This window comes from Latilactobacillus graminis DSM 20719 (genome assembly GCF_001436415.1).
Taxonomy (GTDB): domain Bacteria; phylum Bacillota; class Bacilli; order Lactobacillales; family Lactobacillaceae; genus Latilactobacillus; species Latilactobacillus graminis.
On the sequence record NZ_AYZB01000035.1, the window covers coordinates 207,634 to 227,337 of the forward strand.

21 protein-coding genes are annotated in these 19,704 nt (G+C 40.6%); 10 read left to right on the plus strand and 11 right to left on the minus strand.

What is annotated here, in order from left to right; translation table 11 throughout:
* Positions 1-226: 226 nt before the first annotated feature.
* Positions 227-946 carry an MIP/aquaporin family protein gene (locus FC90_RS06125; protein WP_057908384.1) on the minus strand — a complete coding sequence of 240 codons (720 nt, stop codon included), beginning with the start codon at positions 944-946 and terminating at the stop codon, positions 227-229.
* Between the two features lie 227 nt (positions 947-1,173).
* Here FC90_RS06125 and FC90_RS06130 point away from each other — a divergent pair, with 227 nt between their 5' ends.
* The 3 genes from FC90_RS06130 (at position 1,174) to FC90_RS06140 (ending at position 3,915) form a co-directional block, all read left to right on the plus strand.
* Positions 1,174-1,845: a hypothetical protein gene (locus FC90_RS06130; protein ID WP_057908385.1), complete on the plus strand. Its 672-nt coding sequence runs from the start codon at positions 1,174-1,176 to the stop codon at positions 1,843-1,845.
* A gap of 113 nt (positions 1,846-1,958) precedes the next feature.
* Positions 1,959-2,648: a hypothetical protein gene (locus tag FC90_RS06135; RefSeq protein ID WP_057908386.1), complete on the plus strand. Its 690-nt coding sequence runs from the start codon at positions 1,959-1,961 to the stop codon at positions 2,646-2,648.
* A 625-nt stretch (positions 2,649-3,273) separates the two neighbouring features.
* Positions 3,274-3,915, plus strand: a complete 642-nt coding sequence (locus FC90_RS06140; RefSeq protein ID WP_057908387.1) for a C39 family peptidase — start codon at positions 3,274-3,276, stop codon at positions 3,913-3,915.
* Between the two features lie 216 nt (positions 3,916-4,131).
* Here the strand turns inward: FC90_RS06140 and FC90_RS06145 are convergent, their stop codons facing one another.
* The 3 genes from FC90_RS06145 to FC90_RS09220 all read right to left on the minus strand — a co-directional run bounded on the left by FC90_RS06145 (position 4,132) and on the right by FC90_RS09220 (position 6,279).
* Positions 4,132-4,338 carry a hypothetical protein gene (locus FC90_RS06145; RefSeq protein ID WP_057908388.1) on the minus strand — a complete coding sequence of 69 codons (207 nt, stop codon included), beginning with the start codon at positions 4,336-4,338 and terminating at the stop codon, positions 4,132-4,134.
* A 297-nt stretch (positions 4,339-4,635) separates the two neighbouring features.
* Positions 4,636-5,982, minus strand: coding sequence for a glucose-6-phosphate isomerase (locus FC90_RS06150; RefSeq protein ID WP_057908389.1), 1,347 nt, complete (start codon positions 5,980-5,982; stop codon positions 4,636-4,638).
* A gap of 129 nt (positions 5,983-6,111) precedes the next feature.
* Positions 6,112-6,279 (minus strand): hypothetical protein, encoded by a 168-nt coding sequence (locus tag FC90_RS09220; protein ID WP_157053047.1) that lies wholly within the window; start codon positions 6,277-6,279, stop codon positions 6,112-6,114.
* A gap of 140 nt (positions 6,280-6,419) precedes the next feature.
* Here FC90_RS09220 and trpX point away from each other — a divergent pair, with 140 nt between their 5' ends.
* The 4 genes from trpX (at position 6,420) to spxB (ending at position 10,987) form a co-directional block, all read left to right on the plus strand.
* Complete coding sequence (gene trpX, locus FC90_RS06155; protein WP_057908390.1) at positions 6,420-7,421, plus strand: tryptophan ABC transporter substrate-binding protein; 1,002 nt, start codon at positions 6,420-6,422, stop codon at positions 7,419-7,421.
* A complete protein-coding gene (locus FC90_RS06160) occupies positions 7,418-8,281 on the plus strand; it encodes an ABC transporter permease (protein ID WP_057908391.1) in 864 nt (287 codons plus the stop codon). Before trpX ends, FC90_RS06160 begins: the two co-directional genes overlap by 4 nt.
* A gap of 8 nt (positions 8,282-8,289) precedes the next feature.
* Positions 8,290-9,033, plus strand: coding sequence for an ABC transporter ATP-binding protein (locus tag FC90_RS06165; protein ID WP_226789484.1), 744 nt, complete (start codon positions 8,290-8,292; stop codon positions 9,031-9,033).
* Between the two features lie 127 nt (positions 9,034-9,160).
* Positions 9,161-10,987 (plus strand): pyruvate oxidase, encoded by a 1,827-nt coding sequence (gene spxB / locus FC90_RS06170; protein WP_057908393.1) that lies wholly within the window; start codon positions 9,161-9,163, stop codon positions 10,985-10,987.
* Between the two features lie 57 nt (positions 10,988-11,044).
* Here the strand turns inward: spxB and pnuC are convergent, their stop codons facing one another.
* Entirely contained in the window at positions 11,045-11,803 is a 759-nt protein-coding gene (gene pnuC / locus FC90_RS06175) for a nicotinamide riboside transporter PnuC (protein WP_057908394.1), read from the minus strand.
* Positions 11,804-12,055: 252 nt separating this feature from the next.
* On the minus strand, positions 12,056-12,472 hold the full coding sequence (locus tag FC90_RS06180; RefSeq protein WP_057908395.1) for a MerR family transcriptional regulator: 417 nt from the start codon (positions 12,470-12,472) through the stop codon (positions 12,056-12,058).
* Between the two features lie 192 nt (positions 12,473-12,664).
* Between FC90_RS06180 and FC90_RS06185 the strand changes: the two genes are divergently transcribed.
* Both FC90_RS06185 and FC90_RS06190 read left to right on the plus strand, forming a co-directional pair.
* Positions 12,665-13,345: a VIT1/CCC1 transporter family protein gene (locus FC90_RS06185; protein ID WP_057908396.1), complete on the plus strand. Its 681-nt coding sequence runs from the start codon at positions 12,665-12,667 to the stop codon at positions 13,343-13,345.
* A 22-nt stretch (positions 13,346-13,367) separates the two neighbouring features.
* Entirely contained in the window at positions 13,368-14,075 is a 708-nt protein-coding gene (locus FC90_RS06190; protein ID WP_057908397.1) for a VIT1/CCC1 transporter family protein, read from the plus strand.
* Between the two features lie 140 nt (positions 14,076-14,215).
* On the opposite strand, the gene FC90_RS06195 is transcribed toward FC90_RS06190, so the two are convergent.
* From FC90_RS06195 to FC90_RS06210, 4 genes are read right to left on the minus strand one after another with little or no spacing between them, the layout of a single operon-like run.
* Positions 14,216-14,458 carry a hypothetical protein gene (locus FC90_RS06195; RefSeq protein WP_057908398.1) on the minus strand — a complete coding sequence of 81 codons (243 nt, stop codon included), beginning with the start codon at positions 14,456-14,458 and terminating at the stop codon, positions 14,216-14,218.
* A gap of 51 nt (positions 14,459-14,509) precedes the next feature.
* Positions 14,510-14,998: a PTS sugar transporter subunit IIA gene (locus FC90_RS06200; RefSeq protein ID WP_057908399.1), complete on the minus strand. Its 489-nt coding sequence runs from the start codon at positions 14,996-14,998 to the stop codon at positions 14,510-14,512.
* A 16-nt stretch (positions 14,999-15,014) separates the two neighbouring features.
* Positions 15,015-16,661 (minus strand): alpha,alpha-phosphotrehalase, encoded by a 1,647-nt coding sequence (locus FC90_RS06205; RefSeq protein ID WP_057908400.1) that lies wholly within the window; start codon positions 16,659-16,661, stop codon positions 15,015-15,017.
* Positions 16,662-16,686: 25 nt separating this feature from the next.
* Entirely contained in the window at positions 16,687-18,168 is a 1,482-nt protein-coding gene (locus tag FC90_RS06210) for a PTS transporter subunit EIIC (RefSeq protein ID WP_057908401.1), read from the minus strand.
* Between the two features lie 199 nt (positions 18,169-18,367).
* On the opposite strand from FC90_RS06210, the gene treR reads away from it, so the two are divergent.
* Positions 18,368-19,081 carry a trehalose operon repressor gene (treR, locus tag FC90_RS06215; protein ID WP_057908402.1) on the plus strand — a complete coding sequence of 238 codons (714 nt, stop codon included), beginning with the start codon at positions 18,368-18,370 and terminating at the stop codon, positions 19,079-19,081.
* Between the two features lie 47 nt (positions 19,082-19,128).
* Here the strand turns inward: treR and FC90_RS06220 are convergent, their stop codons facing one another.
* Positions 19,129-19,578 carry a hypothetical protein gene (locus FC90_RS06220; protein ID WP_057908403.1) on the minus strand — a complete coding sequence of 150 codons (450 nt, stop codon included), beginning with the start codon at positions 19,576-19,578 and terminating at the stop codon, positions 19,129-19,131.
* Between the last annotated feature and the right edge of the window lie 126 nt (positions 19,579-19,704).

Sequence of the window (19,704 nt, forward strand, 5' to 3'; positions counted from 1 at the left end):
CTAATGATTGAGTAGATATACTGTGTTTTTATGATTTTTAACGTAAAAAGGTTGTAAACACATGTTATTTTATGATATGTTAGTTACCGGAAATGATTAATACTCCCCCAAGTAAGATCATTTCAATATTCAGAAAATACTCGGTATCTGCCTTCCCAATTAAGGCTTATATCGGGTGTTTTTTTGCATAAAAAATAGCCCTAAAGGACTATTTTTAAGGCTTGTATTAGGCGAAAATAAATTGAAAAACAGCGGCCCCACAGATGGCACCAACAATTGGTGCCACCACTGGAACCCAAGCATAGCGCCATTGTGAATCGCCTTTATTCTTAAGTGGTGCCACCATGTGCACCAAACGCGGCCCTAAATCACGGGCAGGGTTTAAAGCTGGACCAGTTGGCCCACCTAATGAAGCTACTAAGGTCATCACCAACAGTCCAACTGCAATATGACCAGTAGCACCAAACTTGCCAGCACCAATGGCTAGAGCCCCAAATACCAAGATGAATGTTCCTAAGCATTCGTTGATAAACCCATTAAGTCGACTATGAGCAGCGTCAATCGTTACAAACGAACCTAAGATACCTTCTTGATTAGTTGTACGATCGTAGTATGGCTTGTAAGCAGCAATCAATAATAATTGGCCTACCATAGCCCCTAAGAATTGAACAATAATGTATGGTAATACATCTCCCCAAGGGAATAAGCCCATCACTGCGAAGCTCAATGTAACAGCTGGATTAAGATGGTTACCAGAAATGCTACCAAACATAACAGCGGGGATCATCACCCCACACCCATATCCAAAAGCAATTAGGAACCAATCACTACTAAACCCCTTTGTTCCTTTTAATTCAACGTTGGCTACTGCTCCGTTACCAAAAATAATCATAATTGCAGTTCCAATAAATTCAGCAGCCAAACGGGTTGTTAAAGAAGCATCCACTATTATTCCTCCTATAAAGTAATTCTTTTTTTCTTATCCTTCTATAATACGTGAAAATTTAATGAAAAACAATTTACTTTTAGGATGATACCCCTTTCATGAGAACATTCATATTTTCACAGTAATTTATGCCGATTTAACTTGCTAATCTCAGATAAAATGGGATAATATTTATTGATTCACCGTATTAACTCTAATGATTTGATTACTATTTTGGAGGTTGCTATATGCACTTAATACTCGCCATAATTCTTTATGCTGGTCTTGCCATCTTTATTTTTGGGATGCTCTTACTACTACTTTTCTTGATTTTCAAAAAACGACTAAAAGCACCACTTATCATTTGCCTACTGGGATTAATTGTTGCGGCATCTCCGGTTGGTTATAATTTCTATACCGCCCAGAAACAACATCGCGAAGAACTGGCTAAGATTGAAAAAAAAGATAAAAAGTTTGATCAAGCTGAACGCCATTTCATCAAGCATATCAAAAAAGCAACCGTTGCAACTGAATACGTTGCGCAAAAATATAACAAAGTTTGGCGCGAACTGACGAAAAATGGAACAGTTAATGTTGCCGGAGTAGACTATAACGACCATGATGCTGCAGTTGCCAGTGAAGCCCGCCTTTTACTAACAAAAGGTAAACTCGACGATGCAGACGACTACCTGGTTAGTGCTCAAAGTGACTATCAAAAAATGAAGGCATCAGCAACCGATAAAAATCGCCAAGAACTCATTTACGCCAAAACTGTTTTATCAAAGACTGGCTCGTTCATTGACACGGCAACGCGCCCAAACGGTACCTTTCAAGAATACACTGACGCGGTATACAAAGCGAATCAACGTCACATTCGCGCCATCCAAAAATTGAAATTTACTTACAGTAGTATTAAATAATTACTTGCTTCATTTTAAAAAAACAAAGAAATAGGTTACAATAAAATAAGTGACTGAAAAGTCCTTTGTTTTAGACATATAGTTAACCCTGTTACTTTTTAGGAGTGTGAAAAATGCGTCATATCAAATTATTATCTATGATTTTAGGTCTAACCTTGCTTTTATCTGCTTGTGGAAACCCGGTTAAGGCCAAATTACACACAACCAATAATGGCTTCAATGCGCAAATCATTGGTAAGACTAAGCAAAAAAAGGTTTATTGGCAAATTGGTGACACTGTTCACGCTACTAAGACAACTGACGGGAAGTTTACTTTTGAAGTTCCGTATAAGGCCAAGCAATACCGTGTTACACTGGCCGATAATAAGCAGTTAAATAAACCAACTTATGTTGAAGGCCCCACTGCCAAAAGTATTATTCATTGGTCAGACTTTATTCAGCTTTATAATCCAATTGCCCGTCAAAAAGGCCTCGGTGTTTTCGAGGCGACTACCTTGGAAGGAATTCGCACCGACCAAATTGATCGAAATACTATGATTGCAATGAATGTCAGTGACAGTAAGATACTTGGGATTTCAATTAAAGCACTCGCTGCTGACAAAAATCAAACCTTTAAAAATTATTGTTTTGCTTTTATAACCAGTATCGGTACTAAGCCAGCCCGGATTACCACGCTCGTGGATCGATCCCTTAAACAACCAGGCTCATTGATACAGCTAACCGATCATCAGGTCCGCTACACAGTAATGACTACCAAACACAATAAACACCAAATCACTCAGCTTTCAATTACCCAGCCATAAAATAAAAAAGCGCCCCGAAATTTTATTCGGAGGCGTTTTTTTATATAGTGGTTAACAAATTTCGGGAGAAATTATTCACACTCTTATTATAGGGTCCACAACAATTAATGTAAACGATGCGGTCGACACAAATTAGTGGTGTCAAATCCTTATAGCCCCTAAATCAGTATTGGAAATTTGTAATTACAGCCTGTCATTACGGCGTTTATTAATGATAATGATCCATTGATAGTCTTACAAATAACTTTTCTGTTAACTGATTAAGCAACAAAAATATTTTAATTAAATTTCCTTTAACCTTTTAATTTTAGACAGTCTCCTGAATCATCATTAAAGATTAGTTAAATTTAACCTCATCTTCTAATCATTAGCTTTTTTTGGTATACAATAAAGTCAGTCTGGAAGTGGTCATACATGCGGTTTGATATTACTAAATTATCCGATCAGAATATTAAGGATTGGTTTTCAAAACATCGCCAAAGCATCCAAGTCAACTTATTGCATCCAACAAGTTGGTGGTCAACATTCAATCGCTTATTAATGCGATTTTTTCAATAATGAATGGTATACTATTCTCAATATTTATTACACTAATTAAGACTAAAATAAGAATGAGGATTTTTTAATGCCTAAACACGTTCACAAACAACTAATTATCATTTTATTGTTAATTGTACTCCTTCTTTTATGGCTATTTAAGGTATCCGCCAAAAGTGACGCTGGGAGTTGGTTTTTCCGTAACGCAACCCCACAACAAATTATTAAGCAACAAGTTCCCGAAAAGATTGTACTCGATATCCCACCGATTTCCCAATTTCCTGAATTACCAACCGGTTGTGAAATTACCGCTGTTACCATGCTTCTGAATTATCGCGATGTTAATCTAAGTAAAACTGAAGTTGCCGATAATATCCCTTATGTAAGCGATGGTAATATGGAAGTTGGTTTTTGGGGTAATCCATATAATGATACTGGCTATACCATGTATCCACCTGCTTGGCGCAATTTTTTCGATCAGTATCTAGGTGGGTTCACCGATCTATCAAACAAACCAGTTAGCAAACTCAAAGCGACTTTAAAACAAAAAAAACCAGTTGTCGCTTGGATTAACTATCATAAACAACCTGCCCATTCTGTCCTATTAGTTGGTTACGATCAAAATTCATTTACTTTTAACGATCCGTACACTGGAAAACGTAAGCAAATCTCATTTGCAAAATTTTGGAAAATCGCTACCCCGCAAGGCCATCGGGCAATGACTTATTAAAGGTAAAGTGGAACGCAACTAAAGTCAAGCATAGTTAACATCATCGCACAAGCCAAAATCATTGAAGCGTTGACAGAATCCGTTGTTGAAATATAATTCGAATAGCACAACCGCACCTCCCTAGTTAAGCTCGAATTTAACTAGGGAGGTTTTTTAGAGGAATTAAAATAAAAAACGTCGCTCGAATGAGTGACGTTTACCTACTTTAAAAATTAACTAATTTTCTTGGTTTAAATAATTATATAAACCACGCATTGTGGTATCGGCTAATGTGATTGGCTTGCCATCTAAAGTAACCTGCGTAATTTGCACGTAATCCTCAAAATCGGGTACTTCTAACTGTTGATTTGCGACAAACTCAGCCGCCTTTTTATAAGTCTTTTCAGCACTATTTTGACCATTTACATATTTAATTACTAACATTGCTATCATCTCCATTTTGACTTTTAAAGTCATTGACAAGTTGGCTATCTTTGACAACTTCATCATACTTCACTTACAAAATATAAGCAACGTTTTATTCCTCAATTGCCATAAAAATCTTCTAGCTTAAAAAAATAATCAATCACTTTAGTTGCTATACTGCGCAAACTATATCGAAACAAAAAAAGCAATTAAACCACATTTTTTTAATGGTCGTTACCAAATCCGTTACCATTTCCAAAAACATTATTTTAATTGCTTCTAAAATTATTATTTTATTTTGTTAAAAACATTGAATTATAGGCGTTCGTTTAATTCTTTGCCAAGTTCTTCAAAGCCAGGTTTGCCAAGTAATGCAAACATGTTCTTCTTGTAAGCTTCAACCCCTGGTTGGTTGAACGGGTTAATGCCATTCAGATAACCTGAGATTGAGACAGCCATTTCGAAGAAGTAGATCATATAGCCTAATGTGTAGGCTGTTTGATCTGGGATGTTAACTGACATAACAGGCACACCACCATCAGTATGTGCTAAGACAACCCCTTGATAAGCTTTCTTGTTAACAAAGTCCATTGTGTGGCCTTCTAAATAACCTAAACCGTCCAAGTTCTTTTCGTCAGTTGGAATGTCAATGTCGCTATTAGGGTTCACTACGTTGACAACTGTTTCCATCAAGTTACGACGACCTTCTTGGATGTATTGGCCTAATGAATGCAAGTCAGTTGAGAAATTAGCGCTTGAAGGATAGATGCCTTTTTGGTCTTTACCTTCAGATTCACCCATCAATTGCTTCCACCATTCTGAGAAGTATTGCAATGTTGGTTCGTAGTTTTCTAATAATTCAGTTGTGTAACCTTTACGATATAAGATGTTACGCAAAGCAGCATACTTGTATGCATCATTTTTCATAACGTCTGTATCTGTATATTCAATGCGGGCATCAGCTGCCCCCTTCATCAATTGGTCGATATCCCCACCAGCAACGGCGATTGGTAATAAACCAACGGCTGTTAATACTGAGAAACGGCCACCGATGTCATCAGGCACAACGAATTCTTCGTAGCCTTCTGCATCTGATTCTGTCTTCAAAGCGCCTTTAGCACGGTCAGTTGTTGCGTAGATCCGGCGCTTAGCTTCTTCTTTACCATATTTCTTGATCAACTTGTCTTTCAAAACACGGAAAGCAATTGAAGGTTCAGTTGTTGTTCCTGATTTTGAGATAACGTTGATTGAGAAATCACGATCGCCGATCAAGTTAACTAAGTCGTTTAAGTAACTTGAACTGATTGAGTTCCCGGCGAATAATACTTGTGGGAAGTCACGTTGTTCTGCTGGTAACATGTTGTAGAACGTGTTGTTCAAGAAATCAATTGCCGCTTTGGCGCCGAGGTATGAACCACCGATTCCAATTGCGATGAAGATTTCTGAATCGCTCTTAATTTTAGCAGCAGCTTGCTTAATGCGGGCAAATTCTTCCTTATCGTAGTTGACTGGTAAATCTAAGAAACCACGGAAGTCGTTGCCTGCACCAGTGCCTTCACGTAATTGTGCGTCTGCAGCATTAACCATTGCTTGCATTTCTGCAAGTTCGTTTGATTGAACAAATTTGTCCAACCGGGATGCGTCAAATGAAATATGTGCCATATTAGTCTTATTCCTCCTGTTTTTAAACACAAGTATACGTTAATAACTTTAGCTTTTTTAGCGTTAAAAAGCAAGCCAGATTAACCGCTTTTTCAGCCTAGACCACCTTTATTTTCACAAGCATTTTACTCAAAGCCCTTGACTTGTTTCATCCATCCCGCTATACTTCGTATCATCAAATAAAACGGAGGTTACTGAAAATGACAAACACTCACTTAGGACAATTGGATATTCGTTGGCAAAGCCGCTAAGTGAGATTGTATGCCGTTGTGGATGCAATCTATTGATTGTATCCATGCGGCCATTCATCAGTAATCGATTGAATTTTAAGCCTACATGGATTTTACTCGAGGAAATCCATGTAGGCTTTTTCTGTCCCCTACATGACTGTCATGTGGGGGACTTTTTGTTTGATAAAAATTAAAGGAGCTTTTTCCATGTCTAAACTCAAACGTTTTTTACCCCTCATTTTGATTTTTGGAAGTTTACTCACCGGACTTGGTATCAAAAAAATCAAAGCAGCCAATCAACCTAAATTACCGATTGTTGGTATTTTACAGCCCTTATCCCACCCCGCCCTCGATGAAATTCACCGCGGCATTATCGCTGGTCTAGCAAGCAAAGGCTACCACAACAACCGTAACATCAAAATTGATTTTCAAAATGCGCAAAATGATCAAAGTAATTTGCGTTTGATGAGTAATCAATTTGTCACTGAAAAAGCCAAAGTAACGATCGGGATTGCCACGCCTGCTGCACAAAGCCTAGCAAATGCCACTAAACAATTACCAATTATTTTAGGCGCCGTGACTGATCCGGCGAGCGCTAATCTCGTTAAAAACAATGCCCATCCTGGCGCCAACATCACCGGGGTTTCCGATCAAGCCCCGATTCAGAAGCAATTACAATTGATGCAACGGATCATCCCCCAACTTAAGACCGTCGGAATTCTCTATTCAAGCAGTGATAACTCTGCCGCCAGTCAAATGCACTTATTCAAACAACTCGCTGAACAAAAAGGGCTGACCGTGATCGAAGCCAGCCTCAGTTCAATCAACGATTTGGAACAAGTCAGCCAGAACTTAGCCCCCAAAGTCGACGCGCTTTACGTGCCCACCGATAATACCATCGCTAGTGCGATGGGCACCCTCGTCCATGTGACCGATAAAACCAAAACGCCGGTCTTTCCATCCGCTGAAACAATGGTTAAAGATGGCGGGCTTGCAACCGTCGGTCTGAGCCAATACGACTTAGGCGTTGAAACCGGTCAGATGGCCGCTGCCGTTTTAAGTGGCCATTCAGCCCCCGCAACCACCCCTATTCGCTATTTGCGCAAAGGACACTTAGTCTTAAACCACAAAAAAGCCAAAGCCCTCCACATCACAATTCCCCAAAGTTTAATGCAAACCGCTAAACAAAAAGGAGCTGTCCTCAAATGAATCTCATTATTTCAACCATTGATCAAGGATTATTATGGAGCCTACTAAGCTTAGGAGTTTTCATCACTTTCCGCATCTTAAAATTTCCTGACATGACCGTTGAAGGCAGTTTCCCGCTAGGCGCAGCCCTCAGCGCTTTAATGTTGCAACAACACAACATTGCCTTTTCCCTATTTGTCGCATTCATCGGTGGCTGTTTAGCCGGACTCGTGACCGCGATTTTATACAACTACTTCCATGTACAAAGTTTGTTAGCTGGAATTTTAACGTTGACCGGTTTGTATTCCGTCAACTTGCGGATCTTAGGCCAAGTCAACATGGCAATTGGTGATCAACACAACCTCTACCAACTGCCACTGTTGCACCTATTAACGCTTGACCAACGACTTTTGGTCATCAACTTAGCCATTATCCTCGTTGCCCTGTTATTACTAGCCGGCTTACTCTATACCGAATTCGGGCAATCTTTAATTGCAGCCGGTGACAATCCTACGATGGCACTTTCACAAGGAATTGCCGTGAAACGGACAAAAACAATTGGGATTGTCTTATCAAACGGTTTCATCGCCCTTGCAGGTGGGCTCGTTGCACAATATAACGGCTTCGCTGATGTCAACATGGGCATTGGGGTGATGGTCATCGGGTTATCCGCGATCATCATTGGTGAACGGCTTCTTATCGGCAAGCATTTCGTCGCAAAATTAATTAGCATTATCCTTGGAAGCGTCGTCTATCGCCTCATCTTACTGCTCGTTTTACAACTTGGCTTTAACGCCAACGATTTCAAACTCTTCTCGGCCGTCATTTTGGCCATCTTCATCATTACACCGCAACAAAAGAAAGGACTGATTACCAAATGACTCCGCGCATGACTTTAAACCACCTCAATTTTGAAATTACTGATAATAATCAACCCAAACAACTCTTAAGTGATCTAAATCTCACAATTAACCCTGGTGAATTCGTCGTTCTCCTTGGTGCAAACGGTGCGGGTAAATCAACCTTTTTTAATACCATCGCGGGTGATTTAACCCCCACAAGTGGGCAACTATTATTCAACGACCACGATATTACGCAGCAATCCGCCCAACAACGCACACGGCTTATTAGTCGTGTCTATCAAGATCCTAAGTTGGGCACCGCAGCTGATATGACCGTTGCTGAAAATATTTTGTTAGCGATGCGCCGTGGCCAACACCGTCGCATATTCCCCCGTCGCTTAAAACAACAGCTCCCTACAATTAAAATGCTCGCCAAAACGCTCCCGAATCACTTAGATCAACAACTTAATCGTCCGGTCAGTACCTTATCGGGTGGTCAACGGCAGACATTGAACTTCTTAATGGCCACAGTTCAAAAAACTGAATTACTACTATTAGATGAACATACGTCAGCCTTAGATGCGGTTTCCAGTCAAGCCCTAATGACCTTTACTAACCAAACCATCCGTGACCATCATCTGACCTGCTTAATGATTACCCACGATTTAAAAGATGCGTTGCACTATGGCGACCGTTTATTAGTACTAAAGGCTGGTGAGCTCATTGCGGACCTGAATACCAGCGAAAAACAATCATTAACCATTGATGCCTTATTCAATTATTTAAACTAGTAATTATTTTTAACCATTAACCTTATTAGCGATTTTCTATGTACTTGTAATCGTTTTCTAATTGTGCTAAATTATACACTATAAGGTTGCATACAACCTAATTATCAATTTAAGGGAGCTTTGTATAATGACTGTTACGACTCAAAAAACTATTCCAGCAAGTGTTGCAATGCTTAGAGTGATTGAATCCTGGGGAGTTGACCACCTCTTTGGTTATCCTGGCGGTTCATTCAACTCAACAATGAATGCCTTAAACATTGAAAAAGATCGCCTTAAATATATTCAAATCCGTCACGAACAAGTTGGGGCCCTTGCCGCTGCTGCTGATGCTAAATTAACTGGTAAAATCGGGGTTGCTTTTGGTTCAGCTGGTCCAGGAGCAACTAATTTGCTAACTGGTTTATATGATGCTAAAGAAGATCATGCACCGGTCTTAGCCTTGATTGGCCAGGTACCTAGCAAAAACATGAATTACAACTACTTCCAAGAATTCGCTGAAAATCCAATGTTCGCCGACGTTGCTGTCTATAACCGCCTCGTCATGACCCCGGAAAGCTTGCCATATGTTGTTGATAAAGCAATCCGTGAAGCATACAAACACAACGGTGTAGCGGTTGTTGTTATCCCCAATGACTTTGGCTACGTTGAAATTCCGGATACACCATATAGTTCAAGCTCACCTGCAGATCGGAAAAAAGTGGCTGGGCCAATTGCGACTGACGAAGAAGTCGACCAGTTTTTGGCAATGCTCAAAGATGCTAACCGACCTGTTATCCACGTTGGTCGTGGTATTAAAGATGGTGGCGACAAGCTCGTTGAATTATCAAAGAAATTACAAATTCCAATCGTCATGACTGGACTTGCAAAGGGTTTAGTGCCTGATCGTTATGAAGGCAATTTAGGGATGGCTAACCGAGCAGCTTCGAAAGCGGCTGATGAAATCATGGCGGTTAGTGATCTTGTGATTGCAATCGGTGCTGACTTCCCATTTGCTAACTTAATTTATCGGACACACGACTTCAAGTTTATCCAAATCGATAACGATGAGGCACAATTTGGTCGTCACCATTTCTTAGACTTCGGAATCTGGTCGGATGCAACGGCATTTGTTGAAAAAGTTATCGCCAGAAGTGAAGCGGTGGCCCCAACTCCATTCTTCAAAGCTGCGGTCGCTGACATGGCGAACTGGCAAGCATACCTTGATATTTTAACTAATCGTGACTCTGATCCGCTTGAATTCGAACCAATCTACAAGGAAATCAATCGAATTGCTGAAGAAGATGCTGTCTTTTCAATTGATGTTGGTGATAACATCATCAATAGTTTCCGTCACTTGAACTTAACCCCTAAGAATAAATGGGTCATTTCTGCCCTCTTTGCTTCAATGGGTTCCGGCGTTCCTGGTGCTCTGGCTGGTCAATTAAGTTATCCCGATCGGCAAGTCTTCAATATCTCTGGTGATGGGGCCTTTTCAATGGTGATGCAAGATTTAATTACTGAAAAGAAATATCAACTACCGATCATCAATATTATTACTTCTAACGCTGCCTTAAATTTCATTAAGAGTGAACAAGATGATATTTCAATGGATTATTCAGGAATCTTCATTGAAGACCAAGATTTTGCGATGATTGCCCAAGCAATGGGGATTGAATCAATTACCGTCCGTTCCACAAAAGAACTATCTGCAGCCTTTGATAAAGCACTGGCAGTTACCAAAGCAGGCCGGCCTTTCTTAATCGACGCTAAAATCACTGATAAGCGCAGTCTACCAGTTGAAGAATTAGAATTGACGACCAAAGATGGACAGTTTATTGAAACAATCAGTAAAAATTATGATGCTTCACGTCCTACGACCAAAGAGTACAGTGTTGCTGACTTCTTCGCAGAATACGATGGCCAATCACTTAAGACATTACCAGAGTTATTTGAAGAATACGGTGTTGAACTATAATCCGCACATAATACTAAAAAGAGCGCCCCACACAAGTGGGACGCTCTTTTGATTGATTTAATTTTTAGATTGTAATTCTTTAGGATGGAACCAGACAATATTCTTATCAAAAAATGAAACCAAATCATTGGATAAGTACAAGATGTAAGTGAAGAACAAGACCCAGTTTGAACCACCTTGCATGGCTGTGATTCCCCACAAGACGATTGAGATGATACTTTGAATGAACCAGAAATAGTAGCTTTCCTTAAAACGTAATGTCGTCAAGAGCGCGCCGGTAAAACCAACGGATGCCGCAATGCTGTCAATCAGCGGTCGTGGGCTATCGGTCATTTGACTTTCCCACAGATATAACAAACCAACGGATACGATAAAGAATAATAAAGTAAATACCCAATTACGAAGCCCTTTACCACGACTAGCAAGTCCCCGAACTTTTTTATCAACATTTTGTGCCCAATCAGGCATTAGTAATACTGGAATATCTAGCATAATAATGTAGACAGTTTGTAACAACATATCATTATAATTTTTAGCATTATACGCCACAATAATATAGATTAAAGCTGAAATAACGCCAAATACACCATTTAAAGGCTTCGTATTAGTAATACTGATGGTACAGGTAAAGCCTAACATACCAGCGAACATGGTTAGTAACGAAATACTGGTTATCGCTCCACCAGAAATCGTGGCGGCCATAATAAATCCTAAACCAAACATCAATAACCCGTAGCTAGCTGTTGACCACCCCTTCATTTGTTGAATATACCACTTTGGATTAAAAACACTGGAGATTGCTCGACTATCTTGCATTGAACTGAAACCTTCTTTACACAAATTTAGTTATCACTTCAGATTATCAATATCATTTCTATATATTGATGTTCAAACTCTCGAAGTAACACTATATATAGTACACACTATCTAACTTAATTTAAACTCTTGTATTTAATTCGTTTTGTGGTAGTTCCTAATCACGGTCTTTTAATAATCCCATTAAATAGTGACTGAAAGCGTTTTTCAATACCATTTAAAATTTAAGTGTGTTCCTAACAATCTCAGTTACTATTCAAATCGCGCTAAATAAGTTTCGAAATCTTCAGATTGATCAATCGTTTGCTTTAGTTTACCATCATACCAATCAATTTTATGTGTTAAAACTTGCAAATTAGCTTCTAATTCAGCTATTTCTGCTTCAGCTTGTGCCTTGGTTTTTTGTAACAATGCTTTTCGCATTTTAATTGTCTGGTCCCCCTGCGCACGTAATTCAACATAGCGCTTCAATTCGGTAATTCGCATCCCAGTCCCTTTCAAATGTAAAATAAAGCCCACCCATTTAACATCTTCTAAGGTATAAAAACGGTCGCCTGCTGGGTCACGTTGCGGCTTAATTAATCCTTGTTCTTCATAATAACGTAATGTATACGTTGATAAACCAACTAATTTAGCGAATGCCCCGATTCGATATTGTTGTTCAACCATCTTAAATCCTCCCTTAGTGATTCGTTTTAACATATACCTTATAGTATACTCGAAGGCAAATTTTTAGACTATTTTTTTATTTTATCAGTCTCTGTTGTGATGGTCCTTGACTTTCTACTTAAATTAGCTAAAATTAAAGATAATACAAATTATAATCATTACAAAGTAATAAAGAATATTGGAGGTTTCACCTTGTCAAAGAAATTATCACTTGCTCAAAAAATCAATGTACTTCGTGCTAGCGTCATGGGGGCCAACGATGGTATTTTATCGGTGGCTGGGATCGTTATTGGGGTTGCCGGTGCTACCAGTAACAGCTTTGCCATTTTCATCTCCGGAATTGCCGGAATGATTGCTGGTACCATCTCAATGGCGATGGGCGAATATGTCTCTGTCAGCACACAAAAAGATGCTCAAGAAATGGCCATCATTAACACTAAACTAAATTTAAAGCATCATTATGACTCACAGCTAACGTTTGTCCAACAAAAATATATTAAAACTGGTATCAATCCTGAACTAGCTGCCCAAGCCACTCATGAAATGATGACCGCCGATCCACTCACCACAGTTGTCCGCGAAAAATACGGGTTTGTCCCCACCGCTTTTACTAGTCCTTACGCTGCTGCAATTGCTTCTTTCATTTCATTTCCAATCGGTTCAATTCTACCATTAACTGCAATTACACTGTTGCCAGTGACAATCCGCGTGCAAGCCACAATTGTTGCGGTTATGCTAGCCCTTGCAATAACTGGCTATAGTGCAGCCGCCCTTGGCAAAGCTAATCGTTCAAAAGCGATGCTACGAAATGTCATTTCCGGTCTATTAACGATGGCTGTCACCTACGCGATTGGTACCTTATTTAAACAATAAATTATTTCGAAAGGATTTTGTTATGACCACTCTGAAATCAAAGATCCAAACAATTGAAAAACCACATCAAACAATGGAAGAAAAAATGAATACTTTACGGGCCGGTGTCCTCGGTTCCAACGATGGTATTTTGACCGTGGTCGGTGTATTGTTTAGTGTTGCCGCCGCAACAACCAATAATTTCACCATTTTTATCGCTGGACTTGCTGATTTACTAGCCTGCGCTTTTTCAATGGCGGCGGGTGAATACGCCTCAGTGAGCTCGCAGAGTGACACCGAAAAGGCCGCCGTTGCCATTGAGCAGAAACGCTTAAAAACAGCCAAAGACGATCAAATTAAAGAAGTCCAAGCTTTTTACGAAGCCAAAGGGGTGACGTCTGAAACAGCACTCGCAATCGCTAAAGACTTGATGCACAAAAAACCCTTAGCAACAATTGTTAATGTGAAATACGACCTAGAGCTTGGCCATTACATGAATCCATGGGCCGCAGCGTTTGCATCCCTCTTTTCAGCCGCTTTTGGCGGTGTCTTTCCCCTCGTGACAATGATTCTGCTCCCGGAAGCCTACAAGATGACCGGCACCATCATTGCGGTAACAATCGCTGTTTCCATTACTGCGTTTATTAGCGCTAAACTGGGTGACGGTAAAGCCAAAGTCGCCATTATTCGCAACATCCTAATTGGTTTGATTACAATGGCTATTCACTATGGAATTGGTCAACTATTTTAGCAAAAATACAGCATCAAGCGAGATTAACCGATAAAAATTAGTTGATCGAGCATGCTGATCCAAATCAAAAAAATAGCGCTGAAATCGAATTAACTTCGATTTCAGCGCTTTTTTAATTATCTAATCTTAGTCCGTAGCAATTAAGCAATTTTTTTATGGCCGGCATCATTGGGGTACTCAGCCGCTTGTTGGGCATCAGCAATCACTAGTTGCTCTTGATGAGTTTGTAAGGTTTGATAAACATGACAAACCCCAGCAATCATTGCCGGCACACTAATTGGACGGTCTTTATCGAGGACCAAGTGCAAGACCATTGCCGTAATACCGGTTTGCCGTGCGTGGGACCACACCGCTCTCAAAATGAGGCGATGTGACTTGCGCATTAGTAGCCAAAATCATCAGATTCAATAATAATTGGTTGCATATTAAACCACCTATTCCGGCGCTAAGTCAAACTGCCCAATAACGGTATCCGTCGTGACCATTGTCGGTAGTGGCTCTGCTGGTGTAAAAATGGCGTTGCTGCTGACAACCATGATGGTCGTCGCTTTTTGGGCGTCTGCTAGCTGTTGCCAGTCGATATCAACCAACGCTTCACCAGCTTTAACCCGCGTGTCAACTGCGACTTGCATCGTAAAGGGGCCTCCCTTTAATTCAACCGTATCGATTCCCATATGAAGCAAAATTTCAACATTTTGCTTTGTTGTCATCATGATGGCATGTTTGGTGGGAAAAATCGAACTAACAACACCATCAACTGGTGCAACAATTGTTGTTTGCCGTTCATCCGGGGTGATGGCAAAGCCATCACCCCCTGCCTTACTTGCAAATACGTCGTCAGTGACTTGTTCAATTGGTAAGTAGCTGCCGGCAATAGGGGCCGTTACTTGACCAACTGGTCCTTTTCTAAAAAAATTAAGCATCGCGCTTCCTCTTTTCTTAAACCCGCATCATGATAGCTTCATAGGGTCGTAAGGTGATTTGCTGACCATCAAACTGCGGTTGTTCATAATTATCCATAAGTACTTCCTTGACGTTTGGCATGGTACGGACTTGTGTTTGACCAGTAAAGTTAGCCATCACCCGAATTGTCTCAGTATCGAGGTGTCGTTGATAAGTGTAAACTGCTTCGTCCTCTGGTTCAAATAATTGGTAGTCCCCTTCAATCAGGATTGGCATTGTCTTTCGCATTTGCACTAATTTCTGATAGAAGGCAAAGACACTACTGGGTTCGTGAATTTTTGTGGCGACTGAGTAATTGTCGTGCACAACTGGCATTAACCACGGTGTCCCAGTGGTGAAACCATGATGGGCAGTTTGATCCCATTGCATTGGAATCCGACAATTTTCCCGTGATTTCTGCTGTAAAATCTTAATCGCTAACGCTTCATCAATCCCATCGCTCAACATTTGGTGGTAAGCATTGATTGATTCCGCATCTTGATATTGGTCAATGGCGGTAAAGTTTGCGTTTTTCATCGCAATTTCCTCGCCCTGATAGATATACGGGGTACCTTGCAAGCCAAATTCGACTAAAGCTAATAGCTTAGCGGATTGGTCACGGTATTGACCGTCATCTAAGAAGCGCGAAATTGCGCGCGGTTGATCATGATTGGCCCAGAACAATGCATTCCACCCGCCGCCTGCGGCCATCCCGGTTTGCCAATCACTAAGAATCCGTTTTAAATCTGATAAGCGATACGCACCTAACGTCCATTTTTTGCCGCCAGTGTAATCGACCTTCACATGATGGAAGGTAAAGGCCATCGATAACTCTTCGCGGGCAGGATTGGTATAACGGATTGCTTCATCAATTGGGGTTGAGGAAAGTTCGCCGACCGTGACAAATTGGTTCGGACCGAAGACTTTTTCGTACATTTCATGAATGTATTCATGTACATGGGGGCCATTCGTATAAAAATTGCGCCCATCGTCACTCGGGGTTTGAAACGTATCATTGGGAAAGTGTTTATCTTTTGAGATATTGTTAATCACATCTAAGCGTAAGCCATCAATCCCGAGATCCGCCCAGAATTGCATCATTTTAAAAATTTCAGCGCGTAAGTGTTCGTTGCGCCAGTTCAGATCGGGCATGCTCTTTTCGTATAAATGGAGATAATATTGATCAAGAGCGGGGACATATTCCCAAGCGCTACCGCTAAACTTAGACAGCCAATTATTGGGCGCCTGCCCGTCCACTGGATCACGCCACAAATAAAAATCATGGTATGGATTATCCTTACCTTTGAGACTCTCTTGGAACCAGTGGTGCTGATTGGAGGTGTGGTTGACCACCATATCCATCATGATTTTAATGCCTCGTTTGTGGGCTTCGTTTAAAAGCCGTTCAAAATCAGTTAAGTCACCAAAAATGGGATCAATGTGGTAATAGTCTGCGATATCATAGCCGTTATCCCGCCCCGGAGAAACGTACATTGGCGTCAACCAAATCAATTCGATGCCAAGATTTTGTAAATAATCTAACCGTTGAATAATTCCGTTAATATCCCCAATTCCGTCGCCATTGGAATCTTGAAAACTCCGCGGATAAATTTGATAAACTGTTGCTTTTTGCCACCATGCCATCCTATTTCTCTCCTATTTTCGTCATTTATTTTGCCGTACCTGGTTTTTGTGGTTTCGCCATTGCTTCACCGGCTGTCATTTGATCGTTGTAACCCCAAACGAGTGTTACGATAAATGGGACAATCGTTGCAACTGCTGATGATGCGATGAAAATCCATAAGTTTGATAAATCTGCTGGGTGTTTTGGATCTAGGAATGACGCAAAACCAATCCACGAACCCGCAAAACCAAACATATTGCCATGGAATAGTCCACTGACAAACCCACCAGCTGCTGAACCGAGTAAGCCGGCAATGAAGACCCGCCGGAACTTCAAGTTAACCCCGTAAATGGCAGGTTCTGTAACTCCACAAAATGCCGAGATGGCACCGGCAAACGATAATTCTTTTAAAGCTGTCTTGCGGGTTTTAATCGCAACTGCTAATACAGCTGCCCCTTGGGCAACCATTGTTGTGCTTAAAATGGCATTTAAATAACTGTGGCCCGTTGCTGCAACATCGTTGGCGATAATTGGTAAGATGCCCCAGTGCAACCCGAAGATAACGAGCACTTGATAAAGGCCACCAATTAATAAACCAGATAACCAACCACTCTTTAATAACAAGAATTGAATCCCAAACGCTAAGCCATTTGATAACCAAATAATGGCCGGACCGGTGATATATAGCGTAATGGCAGAAACCACGGCAATCACAATCAGTGGTGTAAAGATAATTTGCAAGTAACCTGGTAACCAGCTCTTAACCCATTTGGTTAATTTAGCGACCAACCAAGCGGCTAAAATCATTGGGAAAATGGAGTACGTATAGTTGACCATTGGGAAATTTAATGAACCAATTTCAAGCAATGATTTTCCGTTTAAAGCGACTAGTGAAGGATGGACCAACACACCGCCAATGACGGCAGTTAAGACTGGATCTCCTTTTAATTTCTTAGCAGCCGTAAAGCCAACTAACATTGGTAAGAAGTAGAAAACAGAATCGCCCATCGCGCTCAATACAATGTACGCTTCACTCTTAGCACTTAACAAGGCGCCCAATTGCGGCATGGTTAACATCGCTAAGACCCCTTTTAAAATCCCACCGGCTGCTAAGATCCCGACAATCGGACTCATCGCACCGGTAATCACTCCGATTAATTGATTAAAGGCTTCTTTAACACGTCCCCAAGGCGTTAAATGTTGTTGGTGGGTTGTTGTTGGTGGGTTGTTGCCGCCACGACTTGGGCGGGTTTCATCTTCATCAGCAAATTCGGTGCCGATTTCAGCAATGACAGCGTCGTAAACAGCGGTGACTTGGTTGCCAATTACCACTTGATATTGTCCTGATGCTTTTTGGACATTGATGACGCCATCTAATGCTTTAATTTCTTCGGTCTTCGCTTTTGATTCATCCTTTAAATAAAAACGAAGCCGTGTAATACAGTGAATTAAACTATCAATATTTTCTTTTCCCCCGACACCGGCCACAATTGCCTGAGCGAGTTGTGAATAATCTTTTTGAGCCATAATCATTCCTCCCGAATCCTCTTGAATTAAAAGTAATATGAATAAAAGCGCTTTCTAAGTACACCGTTATCATATATCATGTACGTACAAGTTGTCAATGCTTTTTTAAACCGCTTTCTTATTATCGTTTAATCCAGCCTTGCAACTTCACTAAATCCCCGTTATGATAGGCATGAGAAAATAAATTGGAGACTGACAAATGGCTAAAAAACATGAAATGATTTATCGGGATCTCGTCCGTAAGATTACCCATCAACTCTATCAAAGCGGCACTTTTTTGCCCAGCGAAAATGAGCTTGCCGCACTCTACGGTGCCTCGCGGGAAACGGTTCGTAAAGCACTAGGCAGTTTACTTGAAAATGGCTTTATCCATAAAATTAAAGGTAAAGGCTCTTTGGTCCTCGGTCTAGACAAGTATGCTTTTCCGATTTCTGGCTTGACCAGTTATCGTGAACTAGATAGTCTCTTTGATATGCACACTGATACTCAAGTCTTACAATTAGCACAGACGACTGTACCTCAAACCCTTTTCCATCTCGAAGCCGATGAAGAGCTGCCGGCCACTTACATTCAACGGCTGCGCATTGTTAATGGTGAACCACTGGTAATTGATAACGATTACGTCTTAACCAACGTTGTCCCCCATATTTCAAAAGGCGTAGCCCAAGATTCACTCTATCGTTACTTTGAAGAAACCCTTAACCTTGAAATTGGTTATGGGAGTAAGGAGTTCACGGTCGTCCCTGCTACTGAAGGACAACGTCAAATACTAAAATTACCGCCTAACAGCTCCGTCGTCAGTGTGAAAGGGATCACCCATCTACAGGACAATACCCTTCTTCAATTCACCGAATCGATTCACCGTGCCGATAAGTTTAAATTTATTGAACATGCTCGACGTAAAATGTTATAAATAAAAACGACTCCAGTTCGCCATCATCTGGCAGACTGGAGTCGTTTTTATTTAACTGCTTGTGTTTTATAGGCTGCGATTTCATTTAAAAGAGTACTAATGCGCATGCGATGCTCCTTTTGTTGTTGACGACTGAGCGTTAATTGTTGATATAACTTTAATTCATCACCTTCATCGAAAGCTGTGACCATCGCTTCAGCAGATGCAACGTAATCCACCATTACCAGTTGCAATTGTCGGTTGATTTCGCGCAAATCCCTTGGTGGGTTGAGGCAGGTTACTTGATCAATAAACCGTTTAAAAACACGTAGATTGCGTTGGAAGTAGTCATTCAATAGCTCTAAATTTTCATCTACCAAACAGCGGCCTTTAATGATGTTCTTACTGGTCTGTGTGTATTCGCTAAATACCGTTTCAAAGACAATAAATCGTTCTAAAAATTGGTTCCACCGAACAATGTATTCCTGTGGTGATAGTTGCTCTACTTTAACACTCATGGTCGTTCCTCCTTTAAATATAATATCTAAATACTTATCATATGTATAAATATATATTAAAAATAACCAAAATGCTACTGATTAGGCTTTATGAATGGTAATTAATTCAATAAACCGTTTTGGCCA

Excerpts from the sequence above, each read along its gene's own strand:
- FC90_RS06130 (WP_057908385.1), top strand. The coding sequence starts at position 1,174 with ATGCACTTAATACTCGCCATAATTCTTTATGCTGGTCTTGCCATCTTT.
- FC90_RS06135 (WP_057908386.1), top strand. The coding sequence starts at position 1,959 with ATGCGTCATATCAAATTATTATCTATGATTTTAGGTCTAACCTTGCTT.
- FC90_RS06140 (WP_057908387.1), top strand. The coding sequence starts at position 3,274 with ATGCCTAAACACGTTCACAAACAACTAATTATCATTTTATTGTTAATT.
- FC90_RS06145 (WP_057908388.1), bottom strand. The coding sequence starts at position 4,338 with ATGTTAGTAATTAAATATGTAAATGGTCAAAATAGTGCTGAAAAGACT.
- FC90_RS06150 (WP_057908389.1), bottom strand. The coding sequence starts at position 5,982 with ATGGCACATATTTCATTTGACGCATCCCGGTTGGACAAATTTGTTCAA.
- FC90_RS09220 (WP_157053047.1), bottom strand. The coding sequence starts at position 6,279 with ATGGATACAATCAATAGATTGCATCCACAACGGCATACAATCTCACTT.
- trpX (WP_057908390.1), top strand. The coding sequence starts at position 6,420 with ATGTCTAAACTCAAACGTTTTTTACCCCTCATTTTGATTTTTGGAAGT.
- FC90_RS06160 (WP_057908391.1), top strand. The coding sequence starts at position 7,418 with ATGAATCTCATTATTTCAACCATTGATCAAGGATTATTATGGAGCCTA.
- FC90_RS06165 (WP_226789484.1), top strand. The coding sequence starts at position 8,290 with ATGACTTTAAACCACCTCAATTTTGAAATTACTGATAATAATCAACCC.
- spxB (WP_057908393.1), top strand. The coding sequence starts at position 9,161 with ATGACTGTTACGACTCAAAAAACTATTCCAGCAAGTGTTGCAATGCTT.
- pnuC (WP_057908394.1), bottom strand. The coding sequence starts at position 11,803 with ATGCAAGATAGTCGAGCAATCTCCAGTGTTTTTAATCCAAAGTGGTAT.
- FC90_RS06180 (WP_057908395.1), bottom strand. The coding sequence starts at position 12,472 with ATGGTTGAACAACAATATCGAATCGGGGCATTCGCTAAATTAGTTGGT.
- FC90_RS06190 (WP_057908397.1), top strand. The coding sequence starts at position 13,368 with ATGACCACTCTGAAATCAAAGATCCAAACAATTGAAAAACCACATCAA.
- FC90_RS06195 (WP_057908398.1), bottom strand. The coding sequence starts at position 14,458 with ATGCGCAAGTCACATCGCCTCATTTTGAGAGCGGTGTGGTCCCACGCA.
- FC90_RS06200 (WP_057908399.1), bottom strand. The coding sequence starts at position 14,998 with ATGCTTAATTTTTTTAGAAAAGGACCAGTTGGTCAAGTAACGGCCCCT.
- FC90_RS06205 (WP_057908400.1), bottom strand. The coding sequence starts at position 16,661 with ATGGCATGGTGGCAAAAAGCAACAGTTTATCAAATTTATCCGCGGAGT.
- FC90_RS06210 (WP_057908401.1), bottom strand. The coding sequence starts at position 18,168 with ATGGCTCAAAAAGATTATTCACAACTCGCTCAGGCAATTGTGGCCGGT.
- treR (WP_057908402.1), top strand. The coding sequence starts at position 18,368 with ATGGCTAAAAAACATGAAATGATTTATCGGGATCTCGTCCGTAAGATT.
- FC90_RS06220 (WP_057908403.1), bottom strand. The coding sequence starts at position 19,578 with ATGAGTGTTAAAGTAGAGCAACTATCACCACAGGAATACATTGTTCGG.